Here is a 21576-nt window from a genome sequence, read left to right on the forward strand (position 1 = left end):
TACAAACGTTTGCCAAAACGTATTTAAATTACATTTGTAATACAATGAATTTTAGCATGTCAAGCTGATGGAATCAAATGTTGAAGAAGAAAGAATAAAAAACATTGACATATCAAGACTACATGTGTAGTATGTTATTACAGTTGTAGTCAATAAATTTTAGGAGGGTTTTAAATGGTACATGTGCAACATATTTTTAATAAAAAAAGTCTGAGCTTATTGTTATGGATTGCTTTGATAGGAATAGCAGGTTGTACTAATGGAGGTGAGAGCAGTGAAGAACGTTCGGAAGCTCCAGAAAAAGCCTCTTCAAGTGAAGAAGCTTATAAAGAACTGGAGGATGAACGGGACGCGAAACTTGGCATATATGCGGTAGATACTGGAACGAATCAGACCGTTGCCTACCGTGCAGATGAAAGATTTGCCTATGCTTCTACTTTTAAAGTTTTAGCAGCAGGAGCCATTTTACAAAACACATCCATCGATGATTTAGAGAAAGGAATTACATATTCGGAAGAAGATTTAGTCACTTATTCTCCAGTGACGGAGAACCATGTAGATGATGGGATGAAATTGAAAGAAGTCATGGAGGCAGCTATTCGCTATAGTGATAATACAGCAGGAAATTTGTTATTGAAAGAGTTAGGAGGACCAGATGGACTGGAAGAAAATTTACGAGAAATTGGTGATGAAACTATCGAAGTAGATCGGGTTGAGCCAGATTTAAATGAAGCTGTACCGGGAGATACCAAAGATACGAGCACGCCGAAAGCATTTGCTGAAAGTCTGCAAAAATATGTGCTAAGTGATTTACTTCCTGAAGAGAAGCGGAAGTTGTTGATAGATTGGATGACAGGCAATGAAGCGGGAGATACGCTGATTCGTGCTGGTGTACCTGAAGGCTGGAAAGTTATCGATAAGAGTGGAGCAGGGGGGTATGGTACAAGGAATGATATTGCTGTTGTATGGCCATCTGATCATCAGGCACCGATTGTCATCTCCATCTTTTCTAGTCGAGATAAAGAAGAGGCAGATTTTGATGATACAGTTGTTGAAAAAGCAGCAGAGCTTGTCGTGGAGCAGCTGCAGAGTCAGAGTGAAGATTCTTAGGAAGATAAAAGTATGAAAGTTACCGAATGATGATCTTTTCAACTGGGAGAATAGAGATCTTTCTGTTATGTACGAACAGCTATAAAAATATATGCTGGAATAGTAATGGTATATACGGTACTCAGAAAGTAGCTATCGAAACCGAGAAGCAAGCACGCTTCTCGGTTTTCCATATGGTAAGAATCAAAGATTAGTGACATATCTACAGCTTGTCTGCATAAAATGGTACAAACCTAGTGGCAATACGAGCGGAGTGATATGATGAAACGAAGTTTAGGATGCTGGTTTAAATCAGGTCAAGGCAAAAATAAGGCATTTTTACAGAAAAAGAATCACTGCTATATTTGGCTAATTATTGCAATAGCATTCACTGTTGGATTGTCTCCTGTCAAGGTCAAAGCAGAGGTGCAGGTCTCTGCAGAACACGCTATTTTAATGGATCAATCATCTGGCAGGGTATTATATGAAAAAGCAGCCGATCAGCCCACATTAATTGCCAGCATAACCAAAGTGATGACGGCAATCATTGCCATTGAATACGGGCATTTAGAGGACAAGGTTCCAATCTCAGAACATGCAACCAATGCAGAAGGTTCATCGATTTATTTAAAGAAAGAGGACAAGGTAACCTTAGAAGATCTTCTCTATGGTTTAATGCTTCGTTCTGGAAACGATGCAGCGGTAGCTATTAGTGAATACGTAGCCGGCAGTGAGCAAGGCTTTGCCTATTTGATGAATGAGAAAGCACGCTGGCTAGGTATGACCAATACACATTTTGATAATCCCCATGGGTTGGATTCGGAAACACACTATGCCTCTGCTTATGATATGGCAATCTTAACACAATATGCCATGGAAAATGAGATATATCAAACGATTTCCGCGACTTCCTCCTATCAAGCAAAGGCCCGAGACTATGCTTGGATTAACAAAAATAAATTATTAACCCAATTATACCCTCATAGTTCGGGGGGGAAGACTGGTTATACCAAAGCGGCGGGGCGAACGCTTATATCAACTGCCAAAAAAGATGATCAGACCTTAATCGCCGTTACCTTAAATGGCCCGAACGATTGGCAGGATCATATGCAGTTATTTGATTGGGGGTTTGAAAACTATCCCTTACAACTCTTGCAAAAGGAAGAGCGGTTTGCGATTAAGCAATCGGACACGGAGCTTTCCGCAGCGATTACCGACAATCTTTATTATCCATTAAAAGCATCAGAACTTGAAGATATTCATTATACCAACTATCTCAGTTCCAAGCCTCTCTCCTTTGATAAGATTGGTACACGAGTATTCTATTTGAAGGAGCAACCTATTGCCGAAACAGCATTATATCAAGCGTCAACAAAAGAAAAAACTTCCTTTTGGCAAGGATTATTCGGTGTTCGTCATGATTAATGTTATTTGGGCAGTGATGGCCGTGATCGGAATCGTCTACGCCATGTTCAATGGCACGATGGATAAGGTCAATCAGGCATTGTTCGATGGTGCCAGTGAAGCCGTCACCTTAGTGATTGGTCTTTCCAGTGTATTGATTTTTTGGCTGGGTATGATGCGAGTAGCAGAGAAGGCAGGGCTCTTAGCGGGCTTCTCCAAATTGGCAAGACCGATCGTGCAGCGATTATTTCCTGATATACCTCCAGATCATCCGGCAATGGGGTATATCCTGGCCAATTTTTCAGCTAACCTGTTCGGACTGGGCAATGCCGCGACTCCCATGGGCATTAAAGCAATGGAAGAAATGAAGAAAATAAGTAAATCCGATAAAGCAAGCCCGGCGATGATCACCTTTTTGATTATCAATACCTCCAGCATTACATTGGTACCAACAACGGTGATTGCCATTCGAATGGAATACGATTCCTTGGCTCCAACAGAGATTGTTGTTAGTACGATTATTGCTTCGGTCATTACAACGGTTGTCGCCGTGTTTATCGATCGATGGTTTCGAAAAAGCCAGCATTCCTTAGGGGGGAGTTGATTCTAGTGATCGATTTATTTACTACCATCAGTGTATGGCTCGTTCCATTGCTGATTATGCTCATATTAATGATGGCAATTATCAGACGGGTTCCGGCATATGAGGTGTTTGTAGAAGGAGGTAAAGAAGGCTTACACATGGCGGTCTCTTTACTTCCTTTTTTACTGGGAATGCTTGTAGCAATTGCCATATTAAGAAGTTCAGGGGCGCTCGATGCCTTTATTGGACTGTTAGAACCGTTTTTATCAATGATTGGCGTGCCGGCGGAGATTGCCCCGCTAGCAATTCTACGGCCCATTTCAGGAACGGCTGCCTTAGGGGTAACCACTGATATTATTCAAACACATGGACCGGATTCTTTTTTGGGTAAACTTGCCTCGACAATGCAAGGAAGTACAGATACCACCTTTTATATCTTAACCGTATATTTTGGGGCAGTAGGAATAAAAAGAATGGGAAACGCTCTAAAAATTGGACTGATTGCCGACTTTATTGGTATAATAATGTCGGTAATCATTGTCACTTGGTTATTTGCGTAGTAGCGCCTGGTAAAAGCGCTACTCGTTTTCATTAGAAATGATGTCGTGTTCAGGCAGTATGCTGCATAGAGCAATGGCTAGGAATATAAAGGTGAAGGAAGCGTGATGTAATCATGGAACGACTGCAAAAGGTAATTGCCCGTAGCGGGATAGCGTCCCGGCGTAAATCGGAGACTCTCATTGAACGTGGACAAGTAGAAGTGAATGGTAAACGGGTAACCGAACTTGGCACGAAAGTCTCGGAGAAAGATGAAATTAAAGTAGATGGTGTGCCGATTGAACAAGAAGAAAAACGCTATTTCTTATTGTATAAACCGCGCGGGGTGATTACGAGTGCCTCGGATGACAAAAATCGTAAAACGGTAACCGATTTTTTTGAAGCCTATCCGGAGCGATTATATCCGGTAGGCAGATTGGATTATGATACCTCTGGTGTATTAATTATGACGAACGATGGGGATTTTACCAATCTGTTATTACATCCTAGCCATCAAATAAATAAAGAGTATGTTGTAAAAACAAGAGGGATTCCATCAAAGGAAAAACTGCATCTTTTTAAAAAAGGGATACGCTCGGAAGGTGACGTTCTCAAAGCCCGTTATGTTAAAACGATGTCGGTTGATCACAAGAAGCAGACAGCGATTATTAAAATGGTTCTTCAACAAGGCAAGAACCGTCAAATAAGGCGAATGTTTGAAGCGATTGAAACACCCGTGCAGAAATTAAAGCGGGAGAAATTCGGTTTTCTCACTACGGAAGGATTAACACCAGGAGATTATCGTGAATTAACTCCGCAAGAAATAGCAGAATTGAAAAAATTAGCCAAATAATTGTTGGATAACTGTCACAATTTCGCATGCTACAAAATGATACAATGTGGAAAGGGAGTGAATCGCGATGAGTAAAGTCGAACAGGCGAACCAGAATAAACAGAAAAAAAAGCGTAATCGTTTTATTTTTCGTTTATCCATTTTAGTGGTTTTGTTCGGAGCGTTAGTATTTGCGGTATTTAATAATCTGACAGCCGATGAAGGTGCGATAGTAGATGTAGGCGATGAAGCACTTGATTTTTCACTGAAGCAGGTGGCGACAACCGAAGAGGCAAATAACCTGCAGCTATCCGATTATGAAGGCAAAGGTGTCATGCTTAATTTCTGGGGGACCTGGTGTGAGCCATGTGAGCGGGAAATGCCATATATGGAACAACTATATCCTGAATATAAGGAAAAAGGTGTGGAAATTATTGCAGTAAGCGTGGATTCCACTGAGTTGGTCATTGATAATTTTGCAAACAAATATGGACTTACTTTTCCGATTGTCCATGACGAAAATAAACAAGTTCTAGATGCCTATGGGGTTCGACCGTTGCCAACCACTTATTTTATTGATGAACATGGCGTTGTACAGGAACGTGTGCTAGGTGAGCTCACTTTAGAGAACTTAGAAGGTTATTTGCAACAAATAGTACCAGAAGGATCGTGAGGGGTTTGAATGAACGAGAAAGTTTGTGATACATGCGGACATCACAATAAGGAAGGTACCACCATTTGTGCCAATTGCGGCAAGCCCTTAGATAATGATAAGAATAATACCTTATTGAATATGCGTTATGATGGAACGGCGATTCGTTCTAAAACAAGAAATCGCTCTATCATTGATAAGATATGGAACTTTTTTTCTTCGATTAAGATAGGGGTCAGCTTAATCGCAATCGCCTTGGTGGCGTCTGCAATTGGCACGATCTATCCTCAGGAAATGTATATCCCGCAAGCTGTTGATGCTAGTGAACATTACCGAGATCAATATGGACTGCCGGGGCAAATCTATTATCAGCTTGGTTTTCATGATTTATATGGTTCCTGGTGGTATATGATTTTGATTGCATTGATCGGTATGTCGATCTTTATTGTCAGCATTGACCGCGGGGTGCCATTGTATCGCGCATTAAAACATCAAGCAGTTAAGCGTCATCCGAAATTTCTGAAGCGGCAAAAGCTCTATGGAGAGTATGCTGGCTCTAGCTATACAGAAGAGGACAAGCAGGCTCTGATTAATCACTTTAAAAAGAAGCGTTACAAAATAAGCGAAAAAGATGGACATTTTCTAGCGGAAAAAGGTAGATTCTCTAGATGGGGCCCTTATGTGAACCATTTAGGTTTGATTATTTTCTTGGCAGGTACGTTGATCCGTTTTCTACCAGCTATGTATGTAGATGAATTTATGTGGGTACGTGAAGGTGATACGGATGTTATCCCGGGAACAAACCAGGAATATTACATAAAAAATAATGATTTTATATTTGAGGTGTACGGCGAATCGGAAGAAGATGCGCTGTATCAAACGGCCTTAGAAGAAAATAATGAAATTGTTCCAAAACACTTTGAGACAAAGGCTACCATTTATCGCGATACATCGAGTGATGATGTCATTTCCGAACCGGAACTGGAAAAAGTGATGGATGGAGGTATTGTCGTAAACCACCCTTTGGAGTTTGACCATTTCGGTCTTTTTCAAGATAGTTATCAATTAAACGAATTTCAGAGTATGTCCTTCAAGCTGCATGAAACAGATGATGAGGATGAAGAAGCGATTTTAGACTTTACTGTAGATTTAGTAGAGCCTGAGCGAGTGTATCAATTCGATAACGGTTATCGTGTCGAGTTAAACGAATATTATCCAGATTATGAATTAAGTGATGGTGAACCTAGAACGGTGTCTAATTATCCACGTAAACCAGGTTTTGTATTTTTCGTGTATGGACCGGAGATGGAGGAACCAGAAGTAAGCTTTCTAGCGATTGGACAGAATCTTCCAGCAGGGGATAACCAATATAAATTGACTTTAACTGATTTTGATGTACGTGATGTGACAGGGCTCACGGTGCGGAAGGATTTAACGTTACCAATTCTAGGTTTGGGCGCTGCCATTTTCATGATTGGTGTGATTCAAGGTATGTACTGGCAGCATCGTCGTGTCTGGATACACCCAACCACAGACAAGCTTTATTTGGCTGGTCACACGAATAAAAACTGGTATGGTTTTCACAATGAATTGATGAAAACAACGGAAGGAACACCGTTTCATGACATTCAAGATCAAGAAAAAAAATAACGAAAAGAATGCCACATTACCGTGGATGGTAAGGAAAGGGGTGGAGATAGATGGATTTATTAAGTCTTAGCAGTACATTGCTGTATACGGCGTTTGTTATTTACCTGATAGCGATTGTTTTTTTTGCGGCAACGGTACGTGATAAGCGTCATGAAAAACAATTCACTTTCATGAATAAACTAGCGATTGGATTAACGGTCATTGGTTTGTTAACCCAGATTGGTTATTTTGTAACGAGATGGCTTGGATCTGGACATGCACCAGTCAGTAATTTATTTGAGTTTATTACCTTTTTTAGTATGATGCTGGTGGTAGCTTTAATCATTCTTTATTCCATTTATAAGCTGGCACTATTAGGGTTGTTTACCCTGCCGATCGTGTTGATTATTATTGCATATGCTAGTATGTATCCGAGAGATGTATCACCTTTGATACCGGCATTACAGAGCCATTGGTTGTACATCCATGTCACTACGGTTGCTCTTGGTGAAGCGATTTTGGCGATTAGTTTTGTTGCTGGGGTTATTTATTTAATACGTCAAGTGAATCAAGAGAAATCAACTTATAAGACAAAATGGCTGGAAGTAGTAATGTATGGTGTCTGTTCTACGATTGCTTTTATCTTAGTAACAACTAGTTTTAATATGATGAACTATGAAGCGGATTTTGTGTATACTCAGATAAACGAAGAAACGGGTGAGGAAACAGAGGCTGTTTTAGACTATCATTTACCGGCTATATTCGGGTTGAAAGGTTCAGAGTTAGCAACGGATGGCCGTATGGATGCTTTATTGACTGCACCTGAATTTCTCCATGGGGATGAAGCCCCGCGAAAGCTGAATACATTGGTATGGTCGTTAGGTGTAGGATTACTATTATACTTATTGGCACGTTTAGTATTTAGGAAACGTATTGCCCATGTGATTCAACCAATGTTGAAAAAGGCCAATCCGGAATTATTGGATGAGGTATGTTATCGAGCCGTAGCCATTGGTTTCCCTGTCTTTACGTTAGGCGGTCTTATCTTTGCTTCTATTTGGGCACATGAGGCATGGCAACGATATTGGGGCTGGGATCCTAAAGAGGTCTGGGCTTTGATTACCTGGTTCTTCTACGCGATATTTTTACACCTGCGATTGTCGCGAGGCTGGCATGGCGAACGCTCCGCTTGGCTTGCGGTCATCGGATTTGCGGTCATCATGTTTAACTTGATTGTAGTGAATCTCGTTTTAGTGGGATTACATTCTTATGCGTAAGAACCATCCTCTTTAAGTATATTTATGAGTTGAAAAGTACAAGTGATTATTTGTCTCTTGTGCTTTTTAATTATATACTAGATAAAGAGGAAGGAGGGGGAGAAGAAGAAATGGATGTACAGGAAGAGCACAAAGTATTGGTAGTTGATGATGAAGAGCGTATTCGCAGATTATTGAAAATGTATTTAGAAAGAGAAGGATATACAGTGGAAGAAGCAGGTGATGGTGAAGAGGCACTGAAAAAGGCACTATCAGAAGAGTATGAGGTGATTTTACTGGACTTAATGATGCCTGGCAAGGATGGTGTTGAGGTATGTAAAGCACTTCGTAAAAAGAAAAGCACACCGGTCATTATGCTGACTGCTAAAGGGGAAGAATTAAATCGTATTCAAGGATTTGAAGCGGGAACTGATGATTATATTGTCAAACCTTTCAGCCCGCGTGAAGTAGTATTAAGGGTAAAGGCCTTATTAAGAAGAGCTTCCACCTCAAAAAACGTGAATACCTCGCAAGAATCAAAGGATATTATCGAGTTCCCTCATTTGACCATTGATAATGATGCGCACCGCGTGTTAGCAGATAATAAAGAAGTAAGTTTAACACCAAAGGAATATGAATTGTTATTATTCCTTGCCAAAGCACCAGATAAGGTATTTGAGCGAGAAGCATTATTAAAAGAAGTTTGGAAATATGAATTTTTTGGTGATTTACGTACCGTAGATACCCACGTCAAACGACTTCGAGAGAAATTAAGCAAGGTATCCAAGGATGCTGCCAAAATGATTGTAACAGTTTGGGGTGTGGGATATAAATTTGAAATAAATCATGAATGAATGGGTTATGTTTAAAGGTGTACTTACTTGATAGGGAATCTGGTTAAAATCCAGAGCTGTCCTCGCAACTGTAAATGTGTCCAGCCATAGAGCAAAAGCCACTGTACCACGAAGGAGGTATGGGAAGGTGCTTTTTGGTATTTACACATAAGCCAGGAGACCTGCCTTTAAATATAGGATCATGCTTCGAGGATTGAGCGTGTAAGGAAGTATTGCTGTATACATACTTATACATGGCTTGTATCCTCCATAATGAGAATAGGATGGGGGAGATATAAATGGCTTTTTTTAGAAGATTTATGATTGGTATCATTTTACTGGTGGGATTGGCAGCTTGTGGTGATAGTGAAAATCCTGATAATCAACAAGATACAAATACATCAGACGAAGCCGTGGAAGAAGTCAATGTATCGATCACGATTTCGGATCATTCGTCAGATACGGTTATTAGTGATGAGGAGCTGCAAGTGGAGTCAGGAAGCGACATACTTACCATTTTGCAAGAGAATTATGAGCAGGTGGAGCTAACGAATGAAGGTTTTTTGACAGGAATTGAAGGTCACCAGCAAGATGAAGAAAACAATGTATATTGGGTCTATGAAGTGAACGGAGAAATGGCCAATGTCGGCATGTCTGAATATGAAGTTAGCGATCAAGATGAGATTACCTTAAGTTTAGAAAAGATGGAGTAATCCAAGTGAACACCTATAAATTGACGCTGATTGCCCTATTGGCCGCTGTATGTGTGGTGGGCAGGCTTGCTTTTCAAATGATCGCTAATGTCCAGCCTGTCACGTCACTGATTATTATTTCAGGGGCAATGCTTGGGATTGGTCCAGCTATTTGTATAGCACTTATTACGGCCTATGTGACTAGTTTGTTTATGGGCATGGGCCTGTGGACGGTTTGGCAGATGCTTGCTTGGTCCGTGATTGGTCTTGTGGCAGGATTAATTGGTAAATGTACGTGTAAACATCAGTTACTATGGCTCACGGTTTTTTCTTTTATAGCGGCTTATCTATATGGCTTGCTGCTCAATTTAGGCACGTATACCGTCGCCAGCGGAAATTTTTGGAGTTATTACTTGGCGGGCATTTCATTTGACACGGCACACGCTATCGGCAATGTGATTTTTATGATTATTCTCTATCCGATACTCTATCGAATCTTTCAGCGAAAACGATCGTTTTACTAGAAGTATCTATTTTACCATTGATCAAATTTCTTGTAATGGAGATGATCTAGTCCCTAAGGTATAAGAAAAACTTCACTTTGTTCCAAATCAAAATCGATCCAATCCCAATCCTATTACACCACGTATGTTAAGTTTTCTACTGATAAAGAAAAACAGTTGAGATGCAAGAGGGCTAAGCTCCTTCACGCATCCAACTGTTACTTCTCACCTTCTTTTATTCGCACCGATTCCGTTGGGCATCCATCCTGTGCATCCAATAAATCCTCCATTAATTGCTCAGGTACTGACTGTTCTCCACTATTGTGATCGCGTCTGCCGAATGCGATTCCTTCCTCATCGTAATCGAACAGGTCAGGAGCAGTAGCACCACACACACCGCAAGCAATACAAGTTTCTTGGTTAATCCATGTATAATAAGGCAAAAAAGCCACTTCCCTTTTTCTTAATGTATTGAAAATTTCGATAAAATCGTTTGTTCCTCTATTTTTATCCAAAGTAATCCTGATAATTCCTGCTATAAGCGTACCAAATTTTAAATGGATATACAATGATGCCGTATCCAAACGATAGCAAAGTCTGATAAAATAAAAGTATTACCAATCTGAGGTGTATTTATGTTTATATATATTTTGTTAGACTGTCTCGAGAAAATAAAGGCGGAGCGAACGATTTACAATATATTTCACTTATTAACGGCTAAAAAGGCGACGCAAACGATCCAGGACAGTCATTTATATGGATTAACCCGTTATTATGGTATTGCAAGAACGCTGAAAAGGGAGCAGTTTGATCAAGAAATTAAGTCAATGATCGAGCAGGGGTTTATTTGTATGTCGGAAGAGCAGAAGGCATTATTAACGGAAAAGGGGAGAAATGAAGCAAAGGGGTTACATGATCAATATCAGTCTGTTTTGTTTTTGGATGGGGCAGGATTTCATCAAAGTGGACAACAGTTCTCCCAGCATTTGCTCTTGTTTATTCAAACATTGACACATCTGCATCAAGGAAATACCAGATTTGTCCCGATTGTTGAAGATGTCGAGGCACAACGATTTGTGAAGAAGCTGTGGCAGGAAGTGCAGCCACAATCAACGGCAGCATGGCTTGAACAATTATATCAGGAATTGCATCGCATGTTGGCAAGTTACCCTGAATCGATGGCTGGAGTACTGGTTGACCATTTAACTTCTGCAAAACGTGTAGGTCTTAGTACATATCAAATAGCAACGAAATATCAGTTAGCACCACTTGATGTTTCCCTTATCTATACGAATATGATGCATGCCATGTGTCAAACAGTGATTGATACAGAGGACTTTCCTGTCCTGTCTCGCTTGTATCCGCATCATCCAGCCACCTTGATGATTAGTGCCTCTGCTAAGAAGACCAATCAATTACTGCATCAGCAGTTAACGATTGATCAAATGGCAGACATACGTCATTTGAAGGCCAATACCATTATGGATCATATTGTAGAAATTGCTTATCATTCTAAACAGGTGGCTTGGCAAACATTTATGACGGATGACGAATATCAACAGATTAGCCAAGTCTTGCATGGTTTGCGCTCACGTAAGCTAAAAACGATAAAAGAAAACCTTCCTGAGCAGATTAGCTTTTTTCAAATCAAGCTCGTGATGGCACTGGAAAGATAGGTCCAATGAAAAGCAGAAGGAGCAATGCACCATGTCGAATAACAAATTAGCACATTATTTACATAATTATTTTGGCTACTCCGATTTTCGTAAAGGGCAGCAAGAGATTATTGAAGCGGTATTAGCCAGACAGCATGTATTCGCCGTATTGCCAACAGGTACAGGCAAATCAATTTGTTATCAATTACCGGCGATGTTGTTAGATGGGCTGGTAGTCGTTATTTCTCCTTTACTCTCCTTGATGACTGATCAAGTGAAGCAATTAAAGGCACAAGGGATTAAACGTGTGGCGGCGCTTAACAGCATGATGACCCTTCAGGAAAGAAATCACTGTTTGGCTAATCTGCAAGCGTATCAACTAATCTATATTTCACCAGAGATGTTACAAAGCGAGCGAGTAAGACGTCGATTACAACAAATAACAATCGATTTGTTTGTGATAGATGAGGCCCACTGCATTTCACAGTGGGGGCATGAATTTCGACCAGACTATTTACGCTTAAAGCAGGTGATGCAGCAATTAGGTTCCCCTACCGTACTTGCTCTTACAGCCACTGCGACACCAGACGTCCAGGTCGATATAAAAAAAGCATTAGATCTAGCCAATTTACGAGAATTTGTGTATCCTATGGATAAACCGAATATTGCATTTACAGTAGAGCATATGGAAGCTATCCAAGACAAAGAGATTTGGCTTAGACAGTTAGTCTCTACCTACCATGTTCCAACACTGATTTATTTTTCCAGTCGTAAAGAAGCAGCGAGAATTGCCATGCTGCTTCAGGAGCAGGCTCCCAAGCGGCAGATCGCTTTTTATCATGGAGGCTTGTCCCATTCTGACCGCTTATTAATACAACAGCAATTTATGCAGGAACAATTAGATGTGATTTGTTGCACCAACGCATTTGGAATGGGTATAAACAAGAAGAATATTCAATTGGTGATTCATTATCATGCCCCTTCACAAATCGAATCTTTTATTCAGGAAGTCGGCAGATCGGGAAGGGATGGGCAAGAATCGGTCAGTCTGGTGTTATACCATGAGAGCGATCAGATCATTCCGCGACGTTTAATTGAATCGGAACTGCCTTCTATAGATTGGCTACAATCTGCCTTACATGGCATTTATCAAAAAGGGTACACCTATGACCAAGCTAAAGAGGCTTGTATGTTAATGGCTGATGGACAAGAGACCTATTGGCGATTTTTTGTCTTTCAACTAGAAAGGTTGGGAGTATTAGTTGATTATCACTTTGTCCTGGAAAAGGTGACGGAAGAACAGGTCTTTCTGGAGCTAGAACAGCTAGTGGAGCAGCGCTATCAATATAAGATCAACAAACTAAACGAAATGGTGAATTGGTTATATACAAGTAGTTGTAAAAGAAAAAAGTTATTCCAACCTTTTCAGCCAGCGTTTCAAACTCCTGACTATATGTGTTGTGATGCTTGTGATTTCGAATGGAGGAAATGGCAGCCTACAGAACAAAAACGCGTTGAGAAAACACTAGGTTGGCAAGAGACACTCAAGCAAATCTTATATCAAGGAGTAAGCAATGAAAAATAGACAAGCAGAATTAGTCAAGCAGCTTACCAGCCAGCAGTTAAAACAACAAACTTGGATCTCGCAAGGTCTGATCGCCATCATTGCCTTGATCGCCAGCTGGATACTCTTTGATGATTGGAGCGCGTTCACTTCACTATTCGTTTGGTCGCTTCCGTCCATTCTCTTATTTGGTATCGGTTCTGCCCTTATTATTGTTTTATTAGATCTGTTGATGATGTGGTTAGTACCGAAGACGTGGTGGGCTGATGGCGGAATTAATGAGAAACTCTTTCGTGAAGGATCGTATCTGGAGATTATTCTCCTTTGTATGGTCGTTGCCTTTGTGGAAGAATGGCTGTTTCGCGGGGTCATTCAAACTCAGTTCGGTCTATTCGTCGCCAGCGTGCTGTTTGCCTTGATTCATATTCGATACTTAACCAAGGTGGCGTTATTTACCGGTGTACTTATATTAAGTTTTTGGCTGGGATTCGTGTATTGGTGGACAGATAGTTTGCTAGTCGTCATCGTGTTACATTTTGTTGTTAATGTTATACAAGCATGTATCATTCGATCAGGAAGGGTGGCTATTCAATGAGTGAAAAAAATAAAAAGGATCAAGCAGCATCGTTAAGGAACAAGGTAGCAACGAATACCAGCAAGCCTCAGCTTCCACCAAGAAGTGAACTTCATTCACAGAAGAAGGGGAAAACGAAATGGACGGTTTCACTGGGCTTAGTGCGTATAGTAGTTATTTCCTTGCTGTTAGCTGCATTAATCGTTTTTATTCTGTGGTGAGGGGAAAAACAATGAGATTACAGGCTAGTACAGAAGAAGCAATCAAACGCTGGGATCGATTTGCAGATCAGTATGCCAAAACCCATGCAGCGCACGGGGATATCCATAAAGAAGTCTTGCTCAATCCAGTGTTATTTAAACTACTGGGCGATGTCAAAGGAAAGCGTATTCTAGATGCTGGTTGTGGAGAAGGGTATCTAAGTCGAAAATTGGCGCAATCTGGTGCTAAAGTGACGGCCGTTGATTATGCAGAACGAATGCTTGAAATCGCTAATAGATAGTGATCATGGTTGGATATGGAAAAATGCGAGAAACGCGGCATATCACCAACGATCGAATCGTCCACTCCAAAAAGATAATAGAAAAGTTCTAATTTAAGCAATGGCGCGTAAATATAGAAATGATATGTATATCTTTGAGGTTAGGGAGGACGATTACATGGATGAGAAGTCATCAAGAAATAAAAAACCCGTTGACGGCACAAGTAAAAATGAACAATTGGAACAATATCGCGTCAAAAATACAGGCAAGCCAATGACCACTAATGCATCTTTAAAAGTGTCAAATGATGAAGAGACCTTAAAAGCAGGCGTTCGAGGTCCTGCCTTGCAGGAAGATTTTCATTATTTTGAAAAAATGACCCACTTTGTTCGAGAACGGATACCAGAAAGGGTTGTTCATGCAAGAGGCTACGGAGCTCATGGAGAATTTGAATGTTATCAGTCGATGGAAGCATTTACAAAAGCAGGTTTTTTACAAGAGAGTGGCCAAAAGACCCCTTTGTTTGTTCGTTTTTCTACCGTGCAAGGTGGAAAAGGCTCTATGGATACGGCAAGGGATTTACGTTGTTTAGGTGTGAAGTTTTATACGGAAGAGGGAAATTACGACCTGACAACGATTGCCATGCCTGTACTAATCAATCAAGATCCGATGAAGTTTCCGGATGTCATACATGCTTATAAGAGTGAGCCTCGTACCGATATTCCAACTGCTTCTGGGGCACACGACAATTTTTGGGATTATGTAGCTAATAATCCAGAAGCGCTTCATATGGCTCTGTGGGTCATGTCAGATCGTGGCATTTTAAGAAGCTATCGAATGATGGAATCTTGGTCGATTAATACGTACCTATTTGTCAATGAAGAAGGCACGGCAACCTTTGTAAGATTCGTTTGGAAGCCTGTACTTGGTGTCCATTCCCTGCTTCAAGATGAGGCCATGAAAATAGGTGGAATCGATCCAGATTTTCATCGGCGGGATCTGATCGAGGCAATTGAAAACGGCGCTTATCCTGAATATGAACTGGGTGTGCAGCTGATCGCACAAGAAGATGAGTTCAACTTTGATTTTGATATTCTTGATCCTGCTAAATTTTGGCCGGAAGAGCTTATTCCAGTGCAGCTTATTGGAAAAATGACGTTAAATCGAAATGTAGATAATGAATTTGCCGAAGTAGAGCAAGTAGCCTTTAATCCTGCTAATGTGGTTCCTGGCATCGGTTTTTCTAATGACCCGGTTTTGCAAGGAAGGTTATTTGCTTACCAAAGTGCTCAATACCATCGCCTTGGTGGAGCGAATTTCCAAGACTTACCTATTAATCGTCCCATTTGTCCGTTTCATAATAATCAGCGACAAGGTTTTATGAGGTATCGTATTGATGTCGATCAGGTAAATTACCACAAAAACTCGTTAGCAGACAACACTCCTTATACGACACCACCAGAGGAAGGCGGTTATGCGCATTATCCAGCCAAAGTAGAAGGCCGGGTCATACGGGGAAGAAGCAAATCGTTTGATGATTTTTTTTCGCAGCCGAGGATATTCTGGAATAGCCTGTCTCCTGTGGAAAAACAACATATGATTGGCGGATTGAGTTATCAGATTGGAAGCGTCAAAAGCGAATCCGTCCGTCAGCAAAACGTTGATCTCCTAGTGCACGTAGATAAGGCAATGGCGAACGTGGTTGCGGATAATCTTGGGGTCAAACGTCCAAGTGGAGAACAAGTACCTGTTTCGACAAGTTCCCCTGCGCTTAGTCAAGCGAATACGCCTCGTTATGCCTATACACAAAAAGTCGGTGTGTTGATTGGCGATGGTTTTGATGATAATGAAGTGACCACTGTACTTCAAGTCTTACAAGACAATGGGGTTTTTATGGAGATGGTGAGTGAAAATTTAGGTGCGGTTACGGGTGCGAATGGAACAGAGCTCCAAGTAGATAAAACCTTTATTACGACAAGCCCGTATCTCGTTGATTCGCTGTATGTCGTTGGTGGAAGGTCAGGGAATCAAATGAATTTCAATGCCAACGTGGCCGAATTCGTACATGTAGCTTATAAGCATTATAAACCAATAGGTATTGCCTCAACTGGCGAATCTTATATCCAGGCATCACAGGAAAATAATTTAGAAGGTGTTGTTTTTAACAGGAATAATCCTGACTTTGCTGAAGATTTCGTTTCGGCAATCGCAGAACAACGTTTTTGGGACAGAACCTAGTTTTGTAAATAGAGGAGGAAGAGCGATAATGAAGTAGCTTTGCTGCGAGTTTTTAGTTAGCTGAAGCCGACCCGACCCCACGATATAGGTAAGATGGCGAGAGTGTTCTTTGCTTGAGTCGCTTGTTGACTTATGCCTTCTTTGTGGGTAAAAGCGCAGCATATTCCCTGAGCGCTTGCTTCGCGCGGGTAAAACGATCAAATTCACCTCGGAAAAGTGGGCGACTTACTTTACATCATCCATCTTATTGGTAGTTAACATTGGATCTTTATGCTGACATTTGGTAAAGAGTCTGCTCGATTTAAAGTTTCTGCATACGAAAAAACTGCCTTGTTGGCTTAGCGACAAGGCAGCTTTTGTGTCTTCTGTTAGTCTGCTCTGTTTTGTTCTTTTTGCTGGATACGGCGAGCGATAAGGCTACCATGAAAGCGTCCGTTTTCAATGAAAATTTCGTTGTTATCATATCCTGCTGCAATAACCCCTGCAATAAATATATTATTTACATTGGTCTCCATAGTTTCTTTATCAAAGCTAGGTCTTCCTGTATCTTGTTCAATAGAGACTCCTGCTGCTTTTAAAAACTGTTGATTCGGTTGATAGCCTGTCATTGCAAAGACATAATCGTTAGCAATCGTATGGGTTTCGCCGTTTACCGTATAGGTTAAATCATGTTTTGTTATTTTATCGATCGTGGCATTAAACTCCATATCAATCTTGTTATTTTTCACTAAAGAGGCGAACTCGGGCAATATCCATGGCTTGACACTGCTTGAATAATCATTGCCACGATAGAGCACGGTAACATTTGCCCCAGCTTTATGCAATTCGATTCCCGCATCGACAGCAGAGTTCTTACCACCAATAATGACGACATTTTGTTGGTAGAATGGGTGTGCTTCTTTAAAATAATGGGATACCTTGGAGAGCCCTTCCCCCTCGATGCCCATGTAATTTGGCTGACCATAGTAGCCAGTAGCGATAATACAATAATCGGAGTGATAACGTTTGGTTTCTCCATGCTGATTAACCGTTTCTAAAGCAAAACCGTGATCTAATTGTTGTAACTCTGTTACTTCTTCATAGCTGTTAATCCGAAGATTTTTTCTAACGGCAACGGTTCGATAATAGGCTAATGCTTGGTTTCTAACCGGTTTGTTCTTTTCTGTTACAAATGCCACATCACCGATTTCTAGTTTATCACTGGAACTAAAAAATGTTTGGTGGGTGGGATACTGATAAATCGCATCGACAATATTACCCTTTTCGATAATTAAAGGGTCGATCCCTACGTTCTGTAATTCGATTGCTGCAGACATGCCACAAGGACCTGCACCAATAACAATAACTTTCTCTTCTTGCATCGATGATACACTCCTTCAATAATTCACAACGGCTTCTTTTTTCAACAATATACATGATAACACGTTTGTCACTTGAAATATAGCACGGAAACTTTTTTCTGATGTACAACAATAGGAAAGGCACTAATCCTCTCTCTCCCTCATAGAAAAGCTTTCAACATCTCCTTTATGACCTGAATGTAAGAGGTCCTTGCTTCTATTATTAGACCTAAAAAGACTTTTGGAAGTATGAGGTTGATGGGCGTTCTTACCGAGATAAATATAATGACCTTTTTTACTGCATCTATCTTCAAATTATGCCATAATTATGGAGAGAAAGAAAGTAGGTGAGTCATCTTGTTCGCACTGGTATCTGTTGCGATTGCACCAGCATTTGCCCTGTTATCGTTCTTTTATTTAAAAGATGAATATGAACTAGAACCTATCCTGGCCATTTTTCGCACCTTTATTTATGGGGCGCTATTAGTGTTCCCCATTATGTTTATTCAATATGCCTTTATCGAAGAAGGGATGATTCAGCATTCCTTTCTACAGTCTTATTTCTTATATGGCTTGTTTGAAGAATTCTTCAAATGGTTTATATTTTTAGTGACTACCTATAGTTATTCGAGATTTAATACGGTATATGATGGCATTGTTTACGGTGTATCCATCAGTTTAGGCTTTGCTACTGTGGAAAACGTATTGTACTTATTTGCACATGGGATTGAATTTGCTTTTAGTCGGGCTATTTTCCCAGTCTCTTCCCATGCCCTATTTGGTGTGATTATGGGATATTATGTCGGAAGGGCAAAGTTTACCAACAAGCGAAAATATCCATTATTACTTATTGCATTACTACTGCCTACTTTTCTGCACGGTACATATGACTTTATCTTGGAGACGATTCAATCACAATGGCTTTATGCCATCATTCCTTTTATGGTAATGTTATGGTTGTTGAGTTTGAAAAAGGTCAAGGTAGCGAATGAGTTTAGCAAACATCAATTAAAAAAAGTATGAGTACTCTCACCACTTCATTTTGATATAAAATGGAAGTGGTGTTTTTTGAGGAATTAGCTTATAACTAGTGCGAGGGGCTGACATATATGTTTTCGATGGGGCGCATAACCAAGCTTCAGTTCCAAGATGCTACGATGTTGCCTGATTTGGGATTGAGAGACATTTAGAATGAACTGCGATCAAAAAGAGACGATGGATTCATGAGAATCTGTCGTCTCTTTTTAAAAGATAAGAAAGTATAAAATTCTGAGTATGAAAGGATGTGGACCGATTTTGATCTTGAACGAATGGTGATACCGATAAGATGTATGATGTAAAGTATCTAGTTCCATTATTCCATGTAGTAAAGTTGATTGTTTGTCAGTGCTAGACAGCGCTCCGGAAATAGGTTCCGCTTTCCGCGAGACAAGGCTTTAGCCTCCTCGTCAGCAAAGAACGCTTCCTGCGGGGTCTTCACACTGCGCTTTTCTCTGTCTGGCTACAAGCGTCAAAAACTAGACAACTTCCCGACAGCGCCCTACGATAAGTCATCATCGGTTCGTCCCTCACCGTGATTCCTTTATCTCAGTCGCTTCGGTCCAGTTGTTACGTTTTTAACCGACGCTTTCCGCCTTTCTTACAGGAGTTATAATGAACGAAACTAGCCCCTGATTCGTCATAACGTAGATTAATCCGGGTATAGTGTAGATAGAAAGGCTATCCCAAATCAGAGCTACTATACGAAAGGAGCTAGTCACATGTATTATAACACAAAATATGTAGGTTTAGATGTATCGAAGAACAAAATCGCAGTGGCGGTGGCAGAGGAGGGGCGTTCCAAAGCCAGATACGTGGGAATGATCGATTACACCGTAGAAGCCATTCGGAAATGCATCAAAAAATTAGGGGAACTGGACCAGCTGCACTTCTGTTATGAAGCTGGTCCGACAGGTTATGAATTGTGTCGTCTGCTGATCAGTATGGATGTAACATGCGAGGTGGTCGCTCCATCCTTAATCCCCCAAAAGCCTGGTAGTCGTATCAAAACAGATAAAAGGGATGCCTTGAACCTGGCCACGCTATTACGTGCTGGGGAATTAACACCTATTCATGTCCCAACGGAAGATGATGAAGCCTTACGTGATTTAGTGCGGGCCCGTGAAGATGTAAAGGAAGATGAATTACGCGCCAAACATCGTTTGACAAAGTTGCTTTTACGCCACGATATAAGAGAACCAGTTGGCATCAAAAAATGGACATTAAAATACTGGGAATGGTTACATCAATTGACGTTTTCTCGTTCTGCTTCGAGGACGGCGTTTCAAGAATATGTCCAGCAACTTCGGGAATATCAACATCGATTGAAACGCCTAGAAGAAGTGATCAAAGAGGAGGCAGAACATGGCGTGCACGCTCCCCTCATTCAAAAACTTATGACCTTACGGGGCATCGCGATCCTTACCGCTACCAGCTTGGTGGCAGAGGTAAGTACATTTGATCGTTTTATTCATCCCAGTGGTTTTATGTCTTACACTGGTTTGGTACCCAGTGAAGGTTCGAGTGGCATCACCCGCAAACAAGGAGCGATCACCAAAACGGGGAATCGCCATATTCGAAGACTGTTGATCGAGGCAGCGTGGAGTTATCGGCATCAACCGAGGATTGGTCGAGAGTTGGCAAGAAGGCAGAGAGGTCACTCATCAGAGCTATTACGTATTTCTTGGCAAGCTCAACATCGGCTGCACAAAAAGTATTACCGTTTGATAGCACGAGGGAAAGAAAGTGGCAAAGCTATTACCGCCGTCGCACGAGAATTAGCAGGATTCGTCTGGGCGGTTGCACGAGAACCAGATGGAACGAAGAACGAAGCTGTGTTAGAACGATAGAAACAGCGAAACGAAGCGTCGGCGCATCGTAAACGACAAAGAAAAACGAGGGAAGAAACATAGGGCTTGAGGGCAAAGATAAAAACCGTAAAGGATAACGCACGATGGAGACTTGTGCTAGCTAAGCTTGTTTTAGTGAACGCACGCCAGGAGTTCGTGACAGATCCTTAGACGGAACGATAAAATGTGACAACCCACGGATATCAGTATGCTCATCGGAGTAGAGATTTTTTGCCTTCATGCCGTGTGCTTCTCTCCTCCTCATTCTAAAGGAAAGGAGCTTCCATTCTTCTTAGCTTGAACGAAGTGTCTCTTATCGATGTTGGATCGTCAAGGAAAGCACTTGACGATCCAACATCGATAAGAGGAATGGTTGACAAGCTAAAAGAAGGAGATCATTTGCTTATCCCCGCGCAAGAAATATCCTTTACCAAAAAAGGGGTGGATAGACCCTTAATTTAAGGTTGCTCCAAAAGAGAAAATAGGAAAAGTTAGTAAGTGGGCCTTGACAGTTTCGTTCATATCAGTCTCCACCTATTTCCTCCGCTGGGTAGTAGCACTACAATCGAATGGTTGCGAAGATGAAGTGTTCCAGACACTATATTTCTGCCAATAAGCAAACCGCATAACCTTTTTCTGAGAACGGTTTGATCCTACGTTATGACTTTTATATTTGTAGCATGATCATTACGCAACCGAAGAATCAGCTGACGATTTTCTCCTTTCGCTACAACACTGTCTAGGTACCTAGAACCCTTCATTCTAGCAGTAACAACCATTGTTGTACTTTTACCTAGCGGAGGGAATATGCGGAGACTCGGGAAC

Annotated in this window: 20 protein-coding genes, 1 pseudogene and 1 riboswitch; of the genes and pseudogenes, 19 read left to right on the top strand and 2 right to left on the bottom strand. The window is 41.0% G+C overall.

Features of this window, described 5'->3' with window-relative positions:
- The first annotated feature begins 174 nt into the window (after positions 1-174).
- The 11 genes from bla (at position 175) to E0E32_RS12320 (ending at position 10031) form a co-directional block, all read left to right on the top strand.
- On the top strand, positions 175-1110 hold the full coding sequence (gene bla, locus E0E32_RS12270) for a class A beta-lactamase (protein WP_066193133.1): 936 nt from the start codon (positions 175-177) through the stop codon (positions 1108-1110).
- A 261-nt stretch (positions 1111-1371) separates the two neighbouring features.
- Positions 1372-2514 carry a D-alanyl-D-alanine carboxypeptidase family protein gene (locus E0E32_RS12275; protein WP_078060118.1) on the top strand — a complete coding sequence of 381 codons (1143 nt, stop codon included), beginning with the start codon at positions 1372-1374 and terminating at the stop codon, positions 2512-2514.
- Positions 2507-3097, top strand: a complete 591-nt coding sequence (locus E0E32_RS12280) for a nucleoside recognition domain-containing protein (RefSeq protein WP_066193135.1) — start codon at positions 2507-2509, stop codon at positions 3095-3097. The genes E0E32_RS12275 and E0E32_RS12280 overlap by 8 nt, the downstream gene beginning before the upstream one ends.
- Before the next feature lie 8 nt (positions 3098-3105).
- On the top strand, positions 3106-3636 hold the full coding sequence (locus E0E32_RS12285) for a spore maturation protein (RefSeq protein ID WP_066196473.1): 531 nt from the start codon (positions 3106-3108) through the stop codon (positions 3634-3636).
- Positions 3637-3749: 113 nt separating this feature from the next.
- A complete protein-coding gene (locus E0E32_RS12290) occupies positions 3750-4466 on the top strand; it encodes a pseudouridine synthase (protein ID WP_066193137.1) in 717 nt (238 codons plus the stop codon).
- Between the two features lie 67 nt (positions 4467-4533).
- Positions 4534-5118 carry a thiol-disulfide oxidoreductase ResA gene (resA, locus tag E0E32_RS12295; RefSeq protein WP_066193138.1) on the top strand — a complete coding sequence of 195 codons (585 nt, stop codon included), beginning with the start codon at positions 4534-4536 and terminating at the stop codon, positions 5116-5118.
- 9 nt (positions 5119-5127) lie between these two features.
- Complete coding sequence (locus E0E32_RS12300) at positions 5128-6747, top strand: cytochrome c biogenesis ResB family protein (RefSeq protein WP_066193139.1); 1620 nt, start codon at positions 5128-5130, stop codon at positions 6745-6747.
- A gap of 50 nt (positions 6748-6797) precedes the next feature.
- Positions 6798-8003: a c-type cytochrome biogenesis protein CcsB gene (gene ccsB, locus E0E32_RS12305; RefSeq protein WP_066193141.1), complete on the top strand. Its 1206-nt coding sequence runs from the start codon at positions 6798-6800 to the stop codon at positions 8001-8003.
- 110 nt (positions 8004-8113) lie between these two features.
- On the top strand, positions 8114-8836 hold the full coding sequence (locus E0E32_RS12310; protein ID WP_066193143.1) for a response regulator transcription factor: 723 nt from the start codon (positions 8114-8116) through the stop codon (positions 8834-8836).
- A riboswitch (cobalamin riboswitch) is annotated at positions 8835-9019 on the top strand. It overlaps the preceding gene by 2 nt.
- Before the next feature lie 95 nt (positions 9020-9114).
- Positions 9115-9528 carry a DUF4430 domain-containing protein gene (locus tag E0E32_RS12315; RefSeq protein ID WP_066193146.1) on the top strand — a complete coding sequence of 138 codons (414 nt, stop codon included), beginning with the start codon at positions 9115-9117 and terminating at the stop codon, positions 9526-9528.
- Positions 9529-9533: 5 nt separating this feature from the next.
- Positions 9534-10031, top strand: coding sequence for an ECF transporter S component (locus tag E0E32_RS12320; RefSeq protein WP_066193147.1), 498 nt, complete (start codon positions 9534-9536; stop codon positions 10029-10031).
- 197 nt (positions 10032-10228) lie between these two features.
- Here the strand turns inward: E0E32_RS12320 and E0E32_RS12325 are convergent, their stop codons facing one another.
- Positions 10229-10525 (bottom strand): ferredoxin, encoded by a 297-nt coding sequence (locus tag E0E32_RS12325; protein ID WP_350308626.1) that lies wholly within the window; start codon positions 10523-10525, stop codon positions 10229-10231.
- 120 nt (positions 10526-10645) lie between these two features.
- Between E0E32_RS12325 and E0E32_RS12330 the strand changes: the two genes are divergently transcribed.
- From E0E32_RS12330 to E0E32_RS12355, 6 genes and pseudogenes are all read left to right on the top strand, one after another.
- Positions 10646-11686 carry a YpbB family protein gene (locus E0E32_RS12330; RefSeq protein WP_066193148.1) on the top strand — a complete coding sequence of 347 codons (1041 nt, stop codon included), beginning with the start codon at positions 10646-10648 and terminating at the stop codon, positions 11684-11686.
- A 31-nt stretch (positions 11687-11717) separates the two neighbouring features.
- Positions 11718-13250: a RecQ family ATP-dependent DNA helicase gene (locus tag E0E32_RS12335; protein ID WP_130859856.1), complete on the top strand. Its 1533-nt coding sequence runs from the start codon at positions 11718-11720 to the stop codon at positions 13248-13250.
- Positions 13240-13824 (top strand): CPBP family intramembrane glutamic endopeptidase, encoded by a 585-nt coding sequence (locus E0E32_RS12340; protein ID WP_130859857.1) that lies wholly within the window; start codon positions 13240-13242, stop codon positions 13822-13824. The genes E0E32_RS12335 and E0E32_RS12340 overlap by 11 nt, the downstream gene beginning before the upstream one ends.
- Entirely contained in the window at positions 13821-14024 is a 204-nt protein-coding gene (locus tag E0E32_RS12345) for a hypothetical protein (RefSeq protein ID WP_130859858.1), read from the top strand. The genes E0E32_RS12340 and E0E32_RS12345 overlap by 4 nt, the downstream gene beginning before the upstream one ends.
- An 11-nt stretch (positions 14025-14035) precedes the next feature.
- A pseudogene (locus E0E32_RS12350) lies at positions 14036-14296 on the top strand (class I SAM-dependent methyltransferase); the annotation flags it as partial.
- Between the two features lie 166 nt (positions 14297-14462).
- Entirely contained in the window at positions 14463-16523 is a 2061-nt protein-coding gene (locus E0E32_RS12355) for a catalase (protein WP_130859860.1), read from the top strand.
- Positions 16524-16891: 368 nt separating this feature from the next.
- Here the strand turns inward: E0E32_RS12355 and E0E32_RS12360 are convergent, their stop codons facing one another.
- The gene (locus E0E32_RS12360) at positions 16892-17884 is read right to left on the bottom strand and encodes a YpdA family putative bacillithiol disulfide reductase (protein WP_130859861.1); all 993 of its coding nucleotides are present in this window, start codon (positions 17882-17884) and stop codon (positions 16892-16894) included.
- Positions 17885-18220: 336 nt separating this feature from the next.
- Here E0E32_RS12360 and prsW point away from each other — a divergent pair, with 336 nt between their 5' ends.
- Both prsW and E0E32_RS12370 read left to right on the top strand, forming a co-directional pair.
- Positions 18221-18886, top strand: a complete 666-nt coding sequence (gene prsW / locus E0E32_RS12365; protein ID WP_066193161.1) for a glutamic-type intramembrane protease PrsW — start codon at positions 18221-18223, stop codon at positions 18884-18886.
- Positions 18887-19623: 737 nt separating this feature from the next.
- Positions 19624-20751, top strand: a complete 1128-nt coding sequence (locus E0E32_RS12370; RefSeq protein ID WP_130859862.1) for an IS110 family RNA-guided transposase — start codon at positions 19624-19626, stop codon at positions 20749-20751.
- The last annotated feature ends 825 nt before the right edge of the window (positions 20752-21576 follow it).

This window comes from Gracilibacillus phocaeensis (genome assembly GCF_900626275.1).
Lineage (GTDB): Bacteria > Bacillota > Bacilli > Bacillales > Amphibacillaceae > Gracilibacillus > Gracilibacillus timonensis.